The sequence below is a fragment of the Xenorhabdus innexi genome, assembly GCF_002632485.1.
Classification (GTDB): domain Bacteria; phylum Pseudomonadota; class Gammaproteobacteria; order Enterobacterales; family Enterobacteriaceae; genus Xenorhabdus; species Xenorhabdus innexi.
Genome location: NZ_NIBU01000001.1, coordinates 38,439 through 57,089 on the forward strand (window position 1 = coordinate 38,439; position 18,651 = coordinate 57,089).

Here is an 18,651-nt window from a genome sequence, read left to right on the forward strand (position 1 = left end):
TGGTTGCATGTTATATGTAAGAACAAACAATTACTTTAACGTTTTAATAAACATAATATAAAAAATATCACAACAAACCTTGCATGGGTTAAATTTCAAACATATAAGTTATTTTTATTTAATAACATAGGTTGTCGGGATTGTTAGATTAAAAAACGATTAATTTGCTGTTTATGCTTATCACTTGGTGAGAATGGAGAGAATAATGAGAAAAATGCCATCAAAGTTGAGTCAGTTGATTTCGTCTATCGTTTTATTATCGTTTCCCATGGCACAAGGGATGGCGGCAAAAGTGCCCGCTGGAGTTGTATTAGCAGAAAAGCAAGAAGTTACCATTAATAATGGTGTTGAGGTGACATCATTAGACCCTCATGTAGTTGAAGGTGGTCCGGAAACAAATGTTATTCGTAATTTATTTGAAGGATTAGTGACAACTGATTTGAATGGCGAAACTGTGCCGGGGGTAGCCGAAAAGTGGGAAAATGAAGGCTATCAGGTATGGACATTTTATTTACGTCAAGATGCTAAATGGAGTGATGGTAAACCCGTCACTGCACAGGATTTTGTTTATAGCTGGCGACGTCTCTCTGATCCAAAAGTAGGTTCCCCTTATACCAGTTATCTGCAATACACCTATGTCTTGAATGCAGATGATATCTTAAAAGGCATAAAATCGCCTGAGCAACTGGGTGTGAAGGCATTAGATGAACGCACCTTTCAGGTGACATTAAGCCGTCCTGTTCCTTATCTTATCGATATGTTGAGTCATACACCGCTGAAACCCGTCCGGCAGGATGTTGTTGAAAAATTTGGTATCAAATGGACTTCACCAGAAAATTTTATTGGCAACGGGCCTTATATATTAAAGGATTGGGTTATTAATGAACGCATGGTTTTAATACGCAACACACATTACTGGAATAATAAAGAATCCATTATAGAAAAAGGCACGTTACTGCCTATTGTTTCGGGTGTCAGTGATGTAAACCGTTATCGTAGTGGGGAAGTGGATATTACTCATGATGCTATCCCGCCAGAACTCTACCAAAAGATGAAGCGGGATATTCCTGATCAACTTCGAACAGTACCTTATCTGTGTACATTTTATTACGAAATCAATCATCAAAAGCCGTTATTTAAAGATAAACGAGTACGTGAAGCCATTAAGCTAAGCCTCGACAGAGATATCATTACAGAAAAAATTATGGGACAAGGGCAGATCCCGGCATATGGTTTCACTCCTACCTATATTGGTGGTGGTCTTAGTATTAATCCAGAATGGGCAGGTTGGACGCAGGAAAAACGCAATCAACGGGCAAAAGAATTATTAAAAGAGGCTGGTTTTGATGCCAGTAACCCACTCAAGTTTACTCTGCTCTATAACACCACAGAACAGAACAAACAGCAGGCTATTGCAGCAGCATCGATGTGGCAGAGAAATATTGGTGCAAAAGTCACATTGCAAAATCAGGAATGGAAAACCTCCCTGCAAAACCGTCACGAGGGCAATTATGATGTAGTAAGGGCGACATGGTGTGGTGATTATAACGAACCTTCCTCCTTCCTGAATTATTATTTGTCAGGTGGCAGTAATAATACGGCATTCTACCAGAATGAAGCCTTCGATAATTACCTCAATCAGGCTCTGACAGCTAAAGATGAAAAAACACGTAAGGAGTTTTATCAGAAGGCAGAAAGACAACTTGATGCTGATTCTGCATTAATCCCCGTGTATTACCGGGTTTCTACACGCCTGATTAGACCAACAGTCGGAGGGATGACCGGAAAAGATCCTCTCGATTATGTTGACCTTAAGAATTTATATATTAAGAAATTAGATAACTGATTGTTATTAATGAATTCTATTGCTGCGAATAAAATAATTCCCTTTGGAATACAAAAATAATTAACCCTGAAATCAGGGGGCTTTTGAGAAAGCCAGATGAATCAATAGGAGTAATAAAACGATGATGAACACAACAAGAAAGAAGATTGCTGCTGGGATTACGGTAGCATTGGGTATGATGATCGGGGTACAGGCGTTTGCGGCAAAAGTTCCTGCTGGTGTACAACTGGCAGAAAAACAAACTTTGGTACGCAATAATGGTTCTGAACCTCAATCGCTGGATCCCCATAAAATAGAGGGCGTTCCGGAATCGAACATCGCTCGTGATTTATTTGAAACACTGGTGATTAATGATGTTGATGGCAACATCATTCCGGGAGTTGCTGAAAGTTGGGAACATAGCCCGGATTTCAAAACTTGGACATTCCATCTGCGTAAAGATGTAAAGTGGTCAAATGGTGATCCTTTCACTGCCCAAGATTTTGTTTACAGTTGGAGAAGGCTGGTTGATCCAAACACAGCATCCCCTTATGCAAGTTATATGAAGTATGCCCATCTTCTGAATGTTGACGACATCATCAAGGGTAAGAAAAAACCGGAAACACTGGGTATTAAAGCACTGGATGACTATACATTACAATTAACACTCAGTGATCCTGTACCCTATTTAGTCCGGCTAATGGTTCATACATCAACATCGCCTGTGCATCGAGCAACTGTTGAGAAATATGGTGAAAGATGGACTCAGCCACAAAATTTTGTCGGCAATGGTGCCTATAAAGTGAAAAACTGGGTAATTAACGAGCGCTTGGTTTTCGAACGGAACCCAATATATTGGGATAATAAAAATACTGTTATTGATCAAGTCACTGTTTTGCCTATCTCCTCTGAAGTCACTGATGTCAACCGTTATCGCGCTGGCGAGATTGAGATGAGCTATGACAACTTACCTGTTGAGTTATTCCAAAAACTGAAAAAAGAGATCCCTGAGCAACTGAGCGCTAATCCTAAATTGTGTACTTATTATTACGAAATTAATAATGAGAGGGCACCATTTAACGATCCACGAGTGCGTACTGCACTGAAATTAGGTATGGATCAAGACATTATGACGAATAAGGTAAAACATCAGGGAGATATACCTGCTTATGGTTATACACCTCCTTATATCGCCGATTTTAAAGATGAAAAACCAGATTGGTTTACTAAATTAACTCAGCAACAACGTAATGAAGAAGCGAAAAAACTTCTGGCTGAAGCCGGGTTTACCAAAGATAATCCACTGAAAGTTAAACTGCTTTATAACACTTCAGACCTGCATAAAAAATTAGCTATTGCTGCCGCTTCCATCTGGAAAAAGAATATCGGGGTTGATGTTTCTCTGGAAAACCAAGAATGGAAAACTTTCCTAGACTCTCGCCATCAGGCCAATTATGACGTCGCCCGTGCCGGCTGGTGTGCTGATTATAATGAAGCCTCTACCTTCCTGAACTCAATGTTATCTGATAGCAGCAACAATACGGCTCATTATAAAAGCAAAGAATTTGATGCCTTAATGAAACAGTCATTGCAGGCTAAAACAGATGAAGAACGCGCTGAAATCTATGCTAAGGCCAATGCGCAACTGGATAAAGATTCTGCCATTGTCCCTATCTATTACTATACAAATTCTCGTTTATTGAAACCTTATGTGGGTGGTTATACCGGTAAAGATCCGCTGGATAACTTCCACACCAAGGATATGTACATTATCAAACATTAGGAATCAGCAGGTGGTTTAAGTAATAAACCACCTGTGTATCAGATAATTAATGACCATGGTTTGGTCAGACAATAGGAACGGGCAATGCTGAAATTTATTTTACGCCGCTGTTTAGAGGCGATCCCGACACTTTTTATTCTCATTACCATTTCGTTTTTCATGATGCGGCTTGCACCGGGCAGCCCATTTACCGGAGAAAGAAAACTCCCGCCTGAAGTTATGGCAAATATCGAAGCAAAATATCACCTGAATGACCCTATCTATAAACAATATTTCAATTACCTGATTCAACTTTCCAAAGGGGATTTTGGCCCTTCATTCAAATATAAGGACTACAGCGTAAACGATTTGGTGGCAGAAGCGTTGCCCGTTTCTGCTAAATTGGGAGCTGCTGCCTTTATTATGGCCGTGATATTTGGTGTCAGTGCGGGCGTTATTGCGGCACTGAATCAAAATACAAAATGGGATTACACGGTAATGGGGTTTGCGATGACAGGGGTTGTTATCCCCAGTTTCGTGGTTGCACCCTTATTGGTTCTGATATTCGCGATTACATTAAAATGGTTGCCGGGGGGAGGCTGGAATGGCGGAGCACCTAAATATATGCTCCTGCCGATGGTTGCGTTATCCCTTTCTTATATTGCCAGTATTTCCCGTATTACCCGTGGCTCCATGATCGAAGTACTACATTCCAACTTTATCCGCACCGCAAGAGCCAAAGGGCTGCCACTACGAAAGATTATTTTCCGCCATGCACTGAAACCAGCCTTACTTCCCGTCATCTCTTATATGGGGCCAGCCTTTGTGGGCATTATTACCGGCTCGATGGTGATTGAAACAATATTCGGCTTGCCCGGCTTGGGGCAATTGTTTGTTAATGGTGCTTTAAACCGTGACTATTCACTGGTGTTAAGCCTGACGATTCTGGTAGGTGGGTTGACCATCATGTTTAACGCTATCGTTGATGTGTTGTATGCCGTCATCGATCCGAAAATCCGTTACTAACACTGGAGCACGCAATGTTACTGAATAAGAAAAATAGCGAAGCTCTGGAAAATTTTTCTGAGCAGCTGGAAATTGAAGGCCGCAGTTTATGGCAGGATGCACGTCGTCGTTTTATTCACAATAAAGCAGCAATTACAAGTTTATGTGTATTGTTTGTCATCACATTGTTCGTCATTCTGGCACCAATGTTATCTCAGTATGCCTATGATGATACTGACTGGAATATGATGACTATGTCTCCTGATTTTGAATCACACCACTACTTTGGGACAGATTCATCAGGCCGTGATTTGTTAGTCCGTGTTGCTATTGGTGGGCGTATTTCATTAATGGTTGGAATTGCCGCAGCTCTGATCGCTGTGATATTCGGCACATTATATGGTGCCATGTCAGGCTATCTTGGTGGTAAAGTCGATATGGTCATGATGCGTCTGCTGGAAATCCTGAACTCCTTTCCGTTTATGTTCTTCGTTATCCTGTTAGTGACTTTCTTCGGGCAAAACATTCTGCTGATCTTTGTCGCAATAGGTATGGTGTCATGGCTGGACATGGCTCGTATTGTCCGGGGGCAGACATTGAGTCTTAAACGTAAGGAATTCATTGAGGCTGCACTGGTTTGTGGTGTATCCAGCCGTAACATTGTTCTGCGCCATATTGTGCCCAATGTGCTGGGTGTTGTGGTCGTTTATGCTTCATTATTGGTGCCAAGCATGATCCTGTTCGAATCTTTCCTGAGCTTTCTGGGTTTGGGAACGCAAGAGCCGCTCAGTAGTTGGGGAGCCTTATTAAGTGATGGCGCTAACTCAATGGAAGTGGCTCCGTGGTTACTCCTGTTTCCTGCGGGCTTTCTGGTGTTAACCCTGTTTTGTTTTAACTTTATTGGTGACGGCCTGCGAGATGCCCTCGACCCGAAAGACCGTTAAGGAGAGCCTATGAATAGCGTAGAAATGATAAAAAATACTAATAACAGCGCTGAATCACTATTAACGGTGAAAGATTTAAACGTAGTATTCAGTACACCTGATGGCAATGTAACAGCAGTAAATAAACTGAATTTTGATTTACAGGCCGGAGAAACGCTGGGTATTGTTGGTGAATCCGGCTCCGGTAAATCTCAGACAGCCTTTGCCTTAATGGGATTATTGGCCAGTAATGGTAATGTCAGTGGTTCTGCGGTTTTTAATGGTCGCGAAATTCTTAACCTGCAAGAAAAAGAGTTGAACAAAATGAGGGCGGAAGAAATCTCAATGATCTTCCAGGACCCGATGACATCTCTTAATCCCTATCTGCGTGTGGGTGAGCAACTTATCGAAGTGCTGATGCTGCACAAAAATATGAGTAAAAGCGAGGCATTCGAAGAATCTGTCCGAATGCTGGATGCCGTTAAGATGCCAGAAGCACGTAAGCGTATGAGAATGTATCCCCATGAATTTTCTGGCGGAATGCGTCAGCGTGTCATGATAGCAATGGCGTTATTGTGCCAGCCTAAACTTCTGATTGCGGATGAGCCGACGACTGCATTGGATGTTACTGTTCAGGCACAAATAATGACATTGCTGAACGAGCTGAAAAAAGAACTGAATACCGCCATTATCATGATCACCCATGATTTGGGCGTTGTTGCCGGTATTTGTGACAAAGTGTTGGTTATGTATGCAGGCAGAACGATGGAATATGGTACTGCGCGTGACATATTTTATCATCCTACACACCCTTACTCGATTGGGTTGCTGAATGCTGTTCCCAGACTGGATGGCGATGAAGAATCTCTGGCAACAATTCAGGGTAACCCGCCAAACTTATTGCGTTTGCCAAAAGGCTGCCCATTTCAGCCTCGTTGCCAGTTTGCCACTGAACATTGTGTGACTGAAGAACCACCTCTGGAGCAATTTAACCCCGGACGCTTGCGTGCCTGTTTCAGACGTCAGGAGGAATTAGCATGAATACTGCAACTGAAAAAAAAGTCCTGCTGGAAGTTGATGATCTGAAAGTTTACTTTGATATTAAAGATGGTAAACAATGGTTCTGGCAGCCTTCGAAAGAACTGAAAGCTGTCGATGGTGTCACTCTGAGACTATATGAAGGGGAAACACTAGGAGTAGTGGGGGAATCAGGTTGTGGTAAATCGACGCTTGCCAGAGCAGTGATTGGGTTAGTCAAAGCATCTGGTGGTTCAGTAACCTGGCTTGGTCAGAATCTGTTTGATCTCAATGAAAAACAGTGGCGGGATATCCGCAATGATATCCAGATGATTTTTCAGGACCCATTGGCCTCTCTTAACCCGCGCATGACTATCGGCGATATTATCGCCGAGCCGCTGAAAACTTATTACCCTAAAATGAAAGAAGCGGAGATAAAAGAAAAAGTCAAAAAAATGATGATGAAGGTGGGGTTACTACCAAATCTGATAAACCGTTACCCTCATGAATTTTCAGGTGGTCAATGCCAGCGTATCGGAATTGCCCGCGCCCTGATACTGGAACCTAAACTGATCATCTGTGATGAGCCTGTTTCCGCATTAGATGTTTCCATTCAGGCGCAGGTTGTGAATTTATTGCAGGAATTGCAACGGGAAATGGGGCTTTCGCTGATTTTTATCGCTCACGATCTTTCGATAGTGAAACATATTTCAGACCGTGTGTTAGTTATGTATTTGGGGAATGCCGTCGAATTGGGAACTTACGATGAGGTTTATCACAATCCACTGCATCCATATACCCGCGCATTGATGTCAGCAGTACCGATCCCTGACCCTGATAAAGAGCGCTACAAACAGATTGAATTATTGGAAGGGGAGCTACCTTCGCCAATCAACCCCCCATCCGGATGTGTCTTCCGCACCCGTTGCCCAATGGCTGATGCGGAATGTGCCAAAACACGCCCATTGCTAGAAGGCAGCTTTAAACATGCTGTTTCTTGCTTGAAGGTTGATCCTCTGTAGTGTCAAAAAAGAAAACCGTTTACTTAAGTGTGAGCGGTTTTCTAGTGATACAAACAATGTCACTCTTTCCACAATATCCGGTATATCGGATGCGCTTTTTCCCGGCAAATCAGTATACGTGCAAAAATATCATCAATTTCGGCTTCATCAGATTCTGCCAATCCAATAATCACTTCTGAAAAGAAGTCCGGATCTAACACAAAATCAACATGGTTAAGCCAGACGTTTGAGGGTTCTGATAACTCTGCGCCACCGCGCTCTTCGAACTGTAAACTGAATAGTAAGCTATCCGCAGGGTCGAGGTTTTCAACCGCTTGTTCCAGAAAGATATCATAGGCTTGTTCCAGCGCTTCGTCTTCGGTCATCCGGTTATTGAAATCCATGTGAAGAGAATGTGGATATGTTGGTTGATTTTCCATAATGGTAGTGTCCGAAACTGGTAACAGAAGGGAATTAAAACATGAATGGTAGTGATTGAATACTATTAAGCTGTAATCATAGCCCCGTTGGTAGTCGCGAGGCTATGAAAAAGAGTTAACTATTTATGCCAAGATGATTTTTTGTGCCGAAAATCACAGATTACAAAAGCGGGCTGAAAAAATAACAGAGGCGTTCAAGCACTCTCTGCCGTACAGGGCGCTTTTGCCACTCTTCGCTATCAAGCAGCGTTGAGCGGGTAATATAATCCTGCTGGACAAGCATTAAATCACTGCCAAAGAGTTCATCATCGATTACCACGGTAATTTCAAAATTTAACCATAGGCTGCGCATATCCAGATTAACAGAGCCGACCATACTGAGCTGCCCATCTACCAAAACGCTTTTTGTATGCAACAACCCGCCTTCAAACTGATAGATTTTTACCCCCGCTTCCAGTAATTCGGTAAAAAACGCCCGGCTTGCCCAGCGTACAAGGAATGAGTTGTTCTGACTCGGTATAACAATGCTGACATCCACGCCTCGCATGGCCGCTGTACAGATTGCATGCATTAAATCGTCACTCGGAACAAAGTAAGGTGTGGTAAGAATGAGTTGTTCTCTGGCGGCGAAAATGGCGGTCATCAGTGATTGTTGGATCAATTCATCAGGAAAGCCGGGACCGGAGGCAATGACCTGAGCTGTATGCCCGGATGCCTGCTCAAAGGGCATAATATTAGTGTCAGGCGGTGGAGGGAGCTGACGCTGGCCCGTTTCCATTTCCCAGTCAAAGGCATAGATAATTCCCAGTGTCGTTGTCACAGGGCCTTCCATTCTTACCATGATGTCAATCCATTGGCCCACACCGGCATTCTGTTTGAAGAAACGGGGATCTACCATATTCATACTGCCGGTATATGAAATGTAGTTGTCAATAAGAATGATTTTTCTGTGTTGCCGTAAATCCATACGACGTAAAAAAAGACGGAAGATATTAACTTTCAGCGACTCTACAAATTCAATACCGATTTTGCGCATCATATCAGGGTAGGGGCTACGGAAAAACTGCCAGCTTCCAGCCGAATCCACCATGATACGACACCTGACACCACGTTTTGCCGCCCGCATTAAAGCGTCAGTAACCTGATCAACCAACCCCCCGGCCTGCCATATATAAAACACCATTTCGATACTATGCTCGGCAGTTTCTATATCATTAATGAGGGATTTAAGAGATTGTTCATAAGATGTCATAAGCTGCATCTGGTTGCCTCTGACCCCTTTGATTTGCTGCCGTCGTTCACATAACTGAAATAAAGGTTCAGCGACTTCACTGTTTTTATTGGCAAAAATATGTTGTGATTTTTTTAGTTCAGAAAGCCAGTTTGCCACCGAAGAGTGCATTTGCTTTGCCTGTTCGACCCTGCGTTTACCCAGATGCAGTTCACCAAATGACAGATAAGCAACTATTCCGACTAAAGGAAAAATATAAATAATAAGCACCCAGGTCATTGCTGATGTCACTGGCCGGCGTTTCATCAGAACCCGGATAGTAATACCAGCAATAATCAGCCAGTATAGGAAAATAGCCAGCCAGTAAAGTACAGAATAAATGGTTGTCATAAGTGGCAATCAATCCTGTTTAAGTATTTTAATACCATTGTTGATGCAAGTTTCTGTAAATTTTAAGAAACTATCAAGGGAATAAAGTCTATTTGGCAGAAAATAGCCTAAATATTACTAATGTCCAACTAAATGTGACGAATAGAGTTAGTTTAAGTTGATGTTATTTATCGGGGTTATTTATGTATGCTCAGGTATTCTCATCGTGAACACTGAGACAAACCTGTAATTGGTTGACATTCCCGACAGTGACGATTAAGAATAACATCACTCCGCTTATGCTGAGAGAAATTTTATTTTGAGAAAAATTCATCAGGGTATTTTATGAAAAGAAGCAGAAATGAAGTAGGAAGATGGCGTCTCCTTCGCCAAAGTATCCAGCGCCGCCGTCGTTGGCTGGAAAGCCAATCTCGCCGTTATTCACGCATTTATGCCCTACGTAAGATGGGAACTTACAAGCATCGCCGGTCGATATTGTTCATTCAAAACGCAGAATTGCTTTAACATATAGCTTTACATGATGTGTGGCATGATACAGATGTTTTTCAATCTTTATTGAATATGATAGTCATTTGCATTTAAACTAATGTCTATCCTAAAATTGACTATCATGCTGCTAATCAAGAATTTTCTTATGCGTTGGATACATTGGCCAGTACTACTTTCTGTTTGTTTACATATTTCCATTGCTGCGGCGTTATTTCATACGCTCAAATCTGGTGAGCCGCCAGAAGCACCTCCATTGTCGGTAGCTATGATCCAGTTGGCAGCGGAGCAAGCTCCGGTTTCTGAACCAGCTCTGCCTGAAACTATTTCCGAACCTGAACCCGAGCCACCGGCTCCAGAACCAGAACCTGAAACTATTGCGAAAATCGCGTTACCTGAACCTAAGCCTGAAAAAAAACCGAGAGAAAAGAAACGGGAAGAGAAGAAAGTTGCTAAAAAAGAGTCTAAGCCAAAAGAAATCAAGACAGAAAAACGATCAGAAGAGCCTGTACAACCTATCACTGATCAGGAATCTTTGCTGACAAACAAGTTAGATGGGCAAAAATCTACAGACTCCGCCACCAGTGCAACAGCTAAAGCTCAGACTGGGCCAAGAGCACTAAGTAGGGCAGATCCTGTATATCCAGACAGAGCAAGACAACTGGGCACAGAAGGCTCTGTACAGGTAAAATATGATATTGATGAGAATGGCCGGGTTAAGAATATCGAGATTTTATCCGCAGAACCTAAAAATGTTTTCGACCGGCATGTAAGGAATGCGATGAAAAAATGGCGATACGAAAAAAAACCAGCCACAGGATATGTGACTACTATCGAGTTTAAGTTGACAGGTGTTTCAATATCGTAATTTTTATTAATGTTACTATTTGACATTAACAGGGGATGTAAATCTCTGAGGGTTATATTCCCCGCCGCTTGCGGCGGGGTTGTTCATTATTCGGTTTTACTGCACAGATAATTATGCTGTTTATGACAACCTTCCTGATGAAAAACAACTACCTGGAAAGACACTTGCTTAGCGCATAGAAAGAACGAACTTAACACATCGTACCCGAATCAAAAGGTTGAATAGAAAAACATTGGTTATTCAAAATCGGTGGAAATGCACGATAAAGTGATAGGAACTTTTCTTGAACGTGAACATTATTTTTAGCACCAACATCTAACCATTTAATACATGACCTCAAAACGGCTCCACATCTGAAAATTATATTTTTTATTTATCATTAATTAATTAATCTTTAATTGTGCTAAAAGTGCCATTAATTATTTGTTTTTAAATGATTAATGAAAGACTATTCTTAGGCTAAAGAATTTTTTTTAAATTGAAACAGTCATGAATTAGATGTATACAAAGACACTGTGACGAAAAATGTTAGTAATTTATCTTTATCGTGACAGGCACAATAAAATTTATAACGTATAAAATAATATACCCGATGGGTTTCAGGTCAGATTTATAAGGGGAAGTGTTATGGTTACATCGAACCTCACGCAAGGTCTGACAATGGCTGATTTTTCTAATGCTGTTGTGCGTGCTTTTATTGATATTACTATTATTGGCGGGATTTACTTTTTCCTTTGTAGCTTCAATGGTGAGCCTTCAATCGGTGTTTACCTTCTTATTTATCCACTGATTGCTACTATTACAATTTCTTTTGAAATTATCCTTGATAATATCAACGCTTCTTCTGATGAACTTACTCACAAGACGATGTCATATGACATTGAAAAATCAGACATTATGAAAAGAAGGAGTGAAAGTGTTTATCGGTTATGGGGTATGATTAGTCTTTATGCTCTCCTGTTTTATATTATATTAACCCTTCCTTTTTATTTTTTATTACAGTTCTTTTCTCTGTCATCACAAATTAATATCTGGTTGTCACTAATTTTTAGTTTTTTATTGGTATTGTTTTCAGGGTGTTTCATTGTATCCAGAATAAAGTATTACGCAGTTGAGTTATATAAAAAACGATTTTTATTGAAAAAAATGGCAGTCAAAAAAGAAGACAGTGACACACATATAATATTTAATTATTTTTTACCTTGGTCAATTATTACTGCTGTAATTGCAGGTTTGCTGGCATATGGTTATTTTCGGCAAGAGAGCGGTAACTTTACCGATGTTATTACAGTTTCGGTGGCGGCTTTTAGTGCAGGAGGTACATCTTATATTATTTCTCTATGGATAGCTTATGTGACACAGAAACAAACTATTATTGATATCAAAGCAAACTTATTACAGTTTGACGAAGATGATAAACTTGATGAAAATTCAATGTATTATCTAATCCACGTCTTTAGTGGATGTGTCATCGCATTCATCTTTATTGCGACTAAATTTTTATCTATAGAACATTTTTCTCCAATACAAATAACGATTATTGAAACTGTTGTGGGTGCTTTATCCGGCATCGTAGGTTCATTAGCAGGTTTATTAAGAGGGAGAACTAAAGTTTTATCTCAAAAAGTTAAGCCATATTCCTGACAGTAGATAATAGTAAAAACATTCAAGGCAGTGCATTAAATATGTACTGAGTATGGGATTGTTTTATTCAAAACGCGAGGAATGTATGTCCAGGACATATTTTTTGCATGATAGAAAAATTAGTGGAGATATTGCGATCGTCGGGATGGCAACCCATTTCCCGGATGCACCAAATTTATATAAATTCTGGGAAAATATCATAGGCAAAAAGGATTCGCTGCTCGATATCACTGAGGTGTCAAAAGAAGAATATTGGAAAAAAGACGACTTTTACCATCCAGATCCGGCTGCTGCTGATAAAACTTATAGTTACCGTGCCGGCTTTGTGCCAGCCATCGATTTTGACCCGGTAGAGTTCAAGATCCCGCCTGCAATTCTCGATTCGCTCAGTACAGCTCAGTTATTCGCTCTGTATGTTGCCAAACAGGCAATGGAGGATGCCGGTTTACTGATTCATCAAAACAGCAAAGTGAATCGTGATCATATTGGTGTGATTTTAGGTGGTGGCGGTAACGGTAATACTTCCTTCTCGCTGGCAGCCCGTCAACAGGCACCTTACCTGCGTGAAATCATGATGAAATCAGGTCTTTCCGCAGAGGTCGCAGACGACATTATTGAACGAGCGCACGGAATGTACCTTGAATGGAATGAAGACAGCTTTCCGGGGTTTTTGGGTAATGTTGCCTGTGGCAGGATCGCCAGTTATTTTGATCTTGGCGGCACATCCTATATGGTGGATGCGGCTTGTGCCAGCAGCCTTGCCGCCATCAAAGCCGCGATAGGTGAATTACAATCCGGTAGTTGTGATGCCGTCTTAACCGGGGGCGTCAATCTGGAAAACTCGGTTTTTTCGTTTCTGTGTTTTAGTAAAACCCCTGCATTATCAATAAATAACGTATCCAGACCGTTCGATCAGAGTGCTGATGGCATGATGTTGGGGGATGGCGTGGGAATGCTGGTGTTGAAGCGTCTTGAAGATGCCGAACTGGATGGCGATAAAATCTATGCCGTTATCAAATCCGTTGAAGCCTCCAGCGATGGCCGGGCAAAGAGTATTTTTGCCCCTCGTCTGGAAGGTCAGGTAAAAGCACTGAAACGGGCTTATGCCAGTGCAGGTGTTATGCCGAGTGATATTCAACTGGTTGAAGCACACGGTACAGGGACCGCTTCCGGTGATGATACCGAACTGAAGAGCCTGCATGCTGTTTTTGGTGAATGCTCACTTCCTCCGAAATCGGTGGCAATCGGCAGCATCAAATCTCAGATAGGACATACCCGTTGTGCAGCAGGTGCTGCTTCTATGATTAAAGTGGCACTGGCGTTACACCATAAGGTATTGCCGCCCACAATCAATGTGAAGAAGCCCACAGATTTATTGTTGTCAGAAACCACTCCTTTTTATGTTAACAGTGAGGCCCGGCCGTGGTTACGTTCAACCGGTGATGCACCGCGCCGCGCCGCACTGAGTGCGTTTGGCTTTGGTGGAACTAACTTTCACGCCATTCTGGAAGAGTATAAAAGACAGACGAACGGGCGTTACCGATTGAATGAATCGCCCTGGATTATGTTATTCAAAGGCGAAAATCCTACGGAATTACTTTCACAGTGTGAAGCCGCGTTATCCTGTTTTACCGCAGATTCGGCGGAAAATGCCATCCGACGTCATATTGAACAGCAGGATATTGATAATTTACAGCCGCATCAGGCCAGAATATTGCTCGTCTCTCAGTCCGCAGAACAAACAGCGGAATTACTCTCTGTTGCGATCCGCCAGTTACAAAAGAACACTGCCAGTGGCTGGGAACATCCACGGGGGATCTATTATCAGCCAGAGGGAAAAGTGTTGGATGGCAGGATTGTTGCTTTGTTTCCGGGGCAGGGTTCGCAATATATCAATATGGCGCGGGAAATAGCCAATGACTACCCTGAAATGCGTCAGGCGCTCGAAGCCCTTGATGATGTTGCCATCAGGGAATCAGGCCATACACTTTCGCCGCTGATTTATCCCGTCCCGGCATTTTCAGAGGAAGAATATACAAAACAGCAGCAACGGCTGACAGAGACTGCTAATGCCCAGCCAGCACTGGGGGCAGTCAGTGCCGGTTATTTCGATATATTGAAAAACAGAGGATTCAGGCCAGATTTTGTTGCTGGTCACAGTTATGGTGAAGTGACAGCACTCTGGGCCGCTGGTGTGCTTTCCGGAAAAGATTTTTATCGTGTTTCCCTTGCAAGAGGAAGAGCGGCAGCCTCAGCCAGTCAGTGCAATGGTGTCGGTTATGATGCCGGTGCGATGCTGGCAGCTTCATTGACCCACGCACAGCGGGAAAAAATTCTGCAACGTTATGCAGACATTATCATTGCTAATGATAACTCGGAACAGCAGGTGGTTTTCGGCGGCGCAACCAGCCAGATTGACCGGCTGTATGATGAGTTGAAAAAACAGGGCATTCATTGCCGGATATTGCCGGTATCCGCTGCTTTCCATACCCAATTTATCCAGTCGGCTTATCAGCCTTACCGTGAATTCCTGGCTGATATCAACTTTCAGTTGCCGGAATGCAGATTATTCTCCAGTGCAACGGCAGAGTCTTATGGTAATTCAAGCGGAATGATCAGGGAGTTGCTGGCAGAGCAGCTGATAAAACCGGTTAAATTCCGCCAGACCATCGAAGCAATCTATCAGCAGGGCGGGCGTTTATTTATTGAATTCGGGCCAAAAGGCGTTTTAGGTAAATTAGTGTCCGATATTCTGAAAACACGGGAACACACTGTCATTTCTGTCAATCCCAGTGATAAAGGCGAAGAACGATTGCAGCTGGCCCGTGCTCAGGCTCGATTATTGGCTGAAGGTGTCAGCTTACGGGATATAAACCAGCACGTCCGTACCCCGCCACTGGAGGATAACGGCAACAAGCGTCTGACATTCAGATTAAGCGGTGGTTTCTTCTTATCTGAAAAAAATAAAGCACGACGCCGACATGCCCTGCGGGATGGGGATCATACCGTTGTTGAGAAGTTTATCGCCAGCTTATCGCCAGTACCGACAGAATCTTTACCAGAAACAGGTTCTTTATCAGAAACAGGCTCTTTATCAGAAACAGGCTCTTTATCAGAAACCGACTCTATCCAACAGCATGAACTTACAATTATTCAAAAACGAGATAACCCTATGGAACAGAATAATAAGATGAGTGAAAACCAAACGGCGGATACATTAAACGGGGATACATTAAGTGGATTGTTACAGGCTCAGCAGGTAATGAGCCAACTACACCAACAGTTTCAGACAAACCAGCAGGAGTACATTCAGTTGTTAAGAATGTTGCTGGAGAATCAGTATAGCCTGTTGGAAAATTGCCGTGATCATCAGAACCTGCCCGCGATGCTCTCCAGTCTGAGCCAGAGCGTTCAGTTGCTTGATAAAAATCTTGAGTTGTACCATACCAACCACGAACGTTATTTTATGACGCAACAGAGTCTGTTCCAACCCGGGCAGGCTGTTCCAGTGATGTCTGCAATCAACCGCCCGACTCAACCTGCTGCTGAATATTCTGCGCCACTTTCTGTACCGGTAAAAGCTGTATCGGCAGAAGCTGTACCAACAAAAGCGGTATCGGTTAGCGTTGTCGAACCCATTTCTCCTGTTTCTGTAGCCGTACCGGATTTCCAGCCGACAGAAAAAAGAGAGGAGGTTGCGGCTGTACGTCCAGTGATACCGACACCGGCAAAAGAGGAAGTCAGTGCGCAGGAAAGAAAAATAGATCCTGAAACAGAAAAGCTGATTAAGCGTCTTGAACAGATCACCGAAGAAAACATTATCAGCCAGCTGCTCAATATTGTCAGTGAAAAAACAGGTTATCCACCGGAGATGATCAGCCCGGAAATGGATCTGGAGGCCGATTTGGGGATTGATTCCATCAAACGACTGGAAATTTTCGGTGCCATGTTTGATGTATTCTCAGCAAATCTGGAGCTGTATGGTGAAACATCGAGAAATAAAGATATAGAAAATTTTGAAGTCGATTCGTTAAGTACTCTTGCCAAAATGAGTGGCTTCTTCAGACAGATGGTCGATGAGGCAATCAGTGCCTTGTATCACAAAGAAAGCGACCACAATAAAAGCGCGCCTGAATCAGGGCAGGCATCCCCCTCATCATTACCACCAATAGAAAAATCCCGCGCAGAAAGTTATGTAGCCGAAAACCGTGTTTCCGAAAACCGTGTTTCCGAAAACAATGTTTCTGAAAATCGTGCTGTTGAAAACCAGTATTCACCTCTGGGGTTTGTCACATCAACCATGTCTCCGGCTGTAGGTAATGACGTAAAAAAGCCATTGGCTGAATCGCAACAGGAAATTACTTCTGCGGTTCAGCCTGAACTGAATCATGGCCTTGCACTGAATAAAGAAGGCAGAGATAAATTATTTGAGAACTCGCCTGTTTCCCGCTTTGCGGTGGTGAAACAAATGTTGCCGATAACGGAGCGTTTACAGAGAGTCTTTTCGTCTCCGAAACGCTGGCTGGTGGTTGATGAGGGAACAACCAGTGTGAATGCGGTTGTGGAAACACTGAATAATCTGGGGCAACAGGTTGTTGTTATGTCGCTGTGGCGGGATCAGTCCGTAATGGGAAATGAGTCTGCACTGAATGCCACGCTGAGCGATATTAAACAGCAATATGGGGCTATTGAAGGCGTTATTTACCTGCAAGCGGCGAAGCAGGCGGTTAAGACACTGACAGAAGTGTTCAATGAGCGGGATTATCGCTCAGTTGAAACCATTTTTCTGTTGGCGAAATGTCTGCAAAGCAGTCTTACCCGTGACGGGAAACTGCCGGGATACTTTATGGTGATTATGCGGGGTGATGGTGAATTACTGACCTCCGGCCGTGAGTATTTACCGATTGTTTCAGCGGGTATCACCGGGCTGACAAAGTCGTTGAATATTGAATGGAGTAATGTCTTCTGCCGCACAGTGGACATTGATGCCAGCGTTAACGACAACGATGTTGCAAGGATGGTGATAGAAGAGCTTCAGGACAGCCGGACGGATGTAGCAGAAATCGGGCGCGGTGTGAATGGTGAACGCATGACCTTAGCGCTGACAGAAGAAAGAACATTACCGGCAGCACCGGATATGCGGGTCAGTAATCGTGATGTACTGGTCGTGACAGGAGGTGCCCGTGGCATTACTGCACACTGTGTGATTGAGCTGGCAAAACAGAGTTGCGCAGCTTTTATTCTGCTCGGACGTACCGACATTACTGCGCCGTTACCGGCATGGTCAGCAGGTAAAACAACACTGGCTGAACGTAGGGCGGCGGCTATTGATTACCTGAAAAGTCAGGGGATTCAGCCGACACCGGTTAAAGTGAGCAGCATGTTAAATCCTCTGATCCATATTGATGAAATCAATGCCACTGTGGAGGCGATCAGGCAGACAGGCTCCAGAGCAATATATCTGCATTGTGATATCACTGTGCCGGAACAGGTAAAGGTGGTACTGGCAAAAGCACAACGACCATTTGGGCCGATAACGGGTTTGATCCACGGAGCCGGTAATCTGGCAGATAAGCGTATTGAAAAGAAAACGCTGGCGGATTTACATTCAGTTTTTCATACCAAAGTCAGAGGGTTGGAAAATGTGTGTCGCGGATTAGATTGTGAAAACCTGCGCCATATTATTCTGTTTTCATCAGTTTCCGGCTTCTTTGGTAATGCGGGACAAACAGATTATTCACTGGCAAACGAAGTACTGAACAAATTTGTCTGGCTGCCTTTCAAAGGTAATAACAAGGAAAACAGACAGGTAGTCCGTTCAGTGAACTGGGGGCCGTGGGATGGCGGTATGGTCAGTGATGTTCTGAAGCGGGCGTATGAAGCTCAGAATATGGTGATTATCCCGCTTGAAGAAGGAGCACAACGCTTTGTCAGTGAATTCTGTGATACCCGCTCGCGCCAAATTACGATTGGCGGGAAAACATATATGGCTCCGAAAAAACGAAGCTGAATAATAAAAAATAATTACGCCTTATAAATATTGCTGAAGCACCATTATA

The 18,651-nt window shown here is 43.0% G+C and carries 12 protein-coding genes and 1 pseudogene; 11 read left to right on the plus strand and 2 right to left on the minus strand.

Annotation, left to right across the window (positions count from 1 at the left end):
* The first annotated feature begins 205 nt into the window (after nucleotides 1-205).
* The 6 genes from Xinn_RS00180 to oppF all read left to right on the plus strand — a co-directional run bounded on the left by Xinn_RS00180 (nucleotide 206) and on the right by oppF (nucleotide 7,554).
* Complete coding sequence (locus Xinn_RS00180) at nucleotides 206-1,846, plus strand: ABC transporter substrate-binding protein (RefSeq protein ID WP_086953280.1); 1,641 nt, start codon at nucleotides 206-208, stop codon at nucleotides 1,844-1,846.
* Between the two features lie 121 nt (nucleotides 1,847-1,967).
* Nucleotides 1,968-3,608 carry an oligopeptide ABC transporter substrate-binding protein OppA gene (gene oppA / locus Xinn_RS00185; protein WP_086953279.1) on the plus strand — a complete coding sequence of 547 codons (1,641 nt, stop codon included), beginning with the start codon at nucleotides 1,968-1,970 and terminating at the stop codon, nucleotides 3,606-3,608.
* 84 nt (nucleotides 3,609-3,692) lie between these two features.
* Nucleotides 3,693-4,613 carry an oligopeptide ABC transporter permease OppB gene (oppB, locus tag Xinn_RS00190; RefSeq protein WP_086953278.1) on the plus strand — a complete coding sequence of 307 codons (921 nt, stop codon included), beginning with the start codon at nucleotides 3,693-3,695 and terminating at the stop codon, nucleotides 4,611-4,613.
* Between the two features lie 14 nt (nucleotides 4,614-4,627).
* The gene (oppC, locus tag Xinn_RS00195; RefSeq protein WP_086953277.1) at nucleotides 4,628-5,536 is read left to right on the plus strand and encodes an oligopeptide ABC transporter permease OppC; all 909 of its coding nucleotides are present in this window, start codon (nucleotides 4,628-4,630) and stop codon (nucleotides 5,534-5,536) included.
* A 9-nt stretch (nucleotides 5,537-5,545) separates the two neighbouring features.
* Nucleotides 5,546-6,556, plus strand: a complete 1,011-nt coding sequence (gene oppD / locus Xinn_RS00200; protein WP_086953276.1) for an ABC transporter ATP-binding protein — start codon at nucleotides 5,546-5,548, stop codon at nucleotides 6,554-6,556.
* Nucleotides 6,553-7,554: a murein tripeptide/oligopeptide ABC transporter ATP binding protein OppF gene (gene oppF, locus Xinn_RS00205; protein WP_086953275.1), complete on the plus strand. Its 1,002-nt coding sequence runs from the start codon at nucleotides 6,553-6,555 to the stop codon at nucleotides 7,552-7,554. Before oppD ends, oppF begins: the two co-directional genes overlap by 4 nt.
* Before the next feature lie 59 nt (nucleotides 7,555-7,613).
* Here oppF and Xinn_RS00210 read toward each other — a convergent pair whose 3' ends face one another.
* Together Xinn_RS00210 and cls are read right to left on the minus strand one after the other, a co-directional pair.
* Nucleotides 7,614-7,937: an HI1450 family dsDNA-mimic protein gene (locus Xinn_RS00210; RefSeq protein WP_211285987.1), complete on the minus strand. Its 324-nt coding sequence runs from the start codon at nucleotides 7,935-7,937 to the stop codon at nucleotides 7,614-7,616.
* Between the two features lie 196 nt (nucleotides 7,938-8,133).
* Nucleotides 8,134-9,594, minus strand: a complete 1,461-nt coding sequence (cls, locus tag Xinn_RS00215) for a cardiolipin synthase (protein ID WP_086953273.1) — start codon at nucleotides 9,592-9,594, stop codon at nucleotides 8,134-8,136.
* Nucleotides 9,595-9,918: 324 nt separating this feature from the next.
* Here cls and Xinn_RS00220 point away from each other — a divergent pair, with 324 nt between their 5' ends.
* From Xinn_RS00220 to Xinn_RS00240, 5 genes and pseudogenes are all read left to right on the plus strand, one after another.
* The gene (locus tag Xinn_RS00220; protein ID WP_086953272.1) at nucleotides 9,919-10,098 is read left to right on the plus strand and encodes a YciY family protein; all 180 of its coding nucleotides are present in this window, start codon (nucleotides 9,919-9,921) and stop codon (nucleotides 10,096-10,098) included.
* A gap of 130 nt (nucleotides 10,099-10,228) precedes the next feature.
* Nucleotides 10,229-10,948 (plus strand): TonB system transport protein TonB, encoded by a 720-nt coding sequence (gene tonB / locus Xinn_RS00225; protein WP_244590100.1) that lies wholly within the window; start codon nucleotides 10,229-10,231, stop codon nucleotides 10,946-10,948.
* 82 nt (nucleotides 10,949-11,030) lie between these two features.
* Nucleotides 11,031-11,254: pseudogene (locus Xinn_RS22590) on the plus strand (IS1 family transposase); the annotation flags it as partial.
* 321 nt (nucleotides 11,255-11,575) lie between these two features.
* Nucleotides 11,576-12,592 carry a DUF6347 domain-containing protein gene (locus Xinn_RS00235; protein ID WP_086953271.1) on the plus strand — a complete coding sequence of 339 codons (1,017 nt, stop codon included), beginning with the start codon at nucleotides 11,576-11,578 and terminating at the stop codon, nucleotides 12,590-12,592.
* 85 nt (nucleotides 12,593-12,677) lie between these two features.
* On the plus strand, nucleotides 12,678-18,602 hold the full coding sequence (locus Xinn_RS00240; RefSeq protein WP_086953270.1) for a type I polyketide synthase: 5,925 nt from the start codon (nucleotides 12,678-12,680) through the stop codon (nucleotides 18,600-18,602).
* The last annotated feature ends 49 nt before the right edge of the window (nucleotides 18,603-18,651 follow it).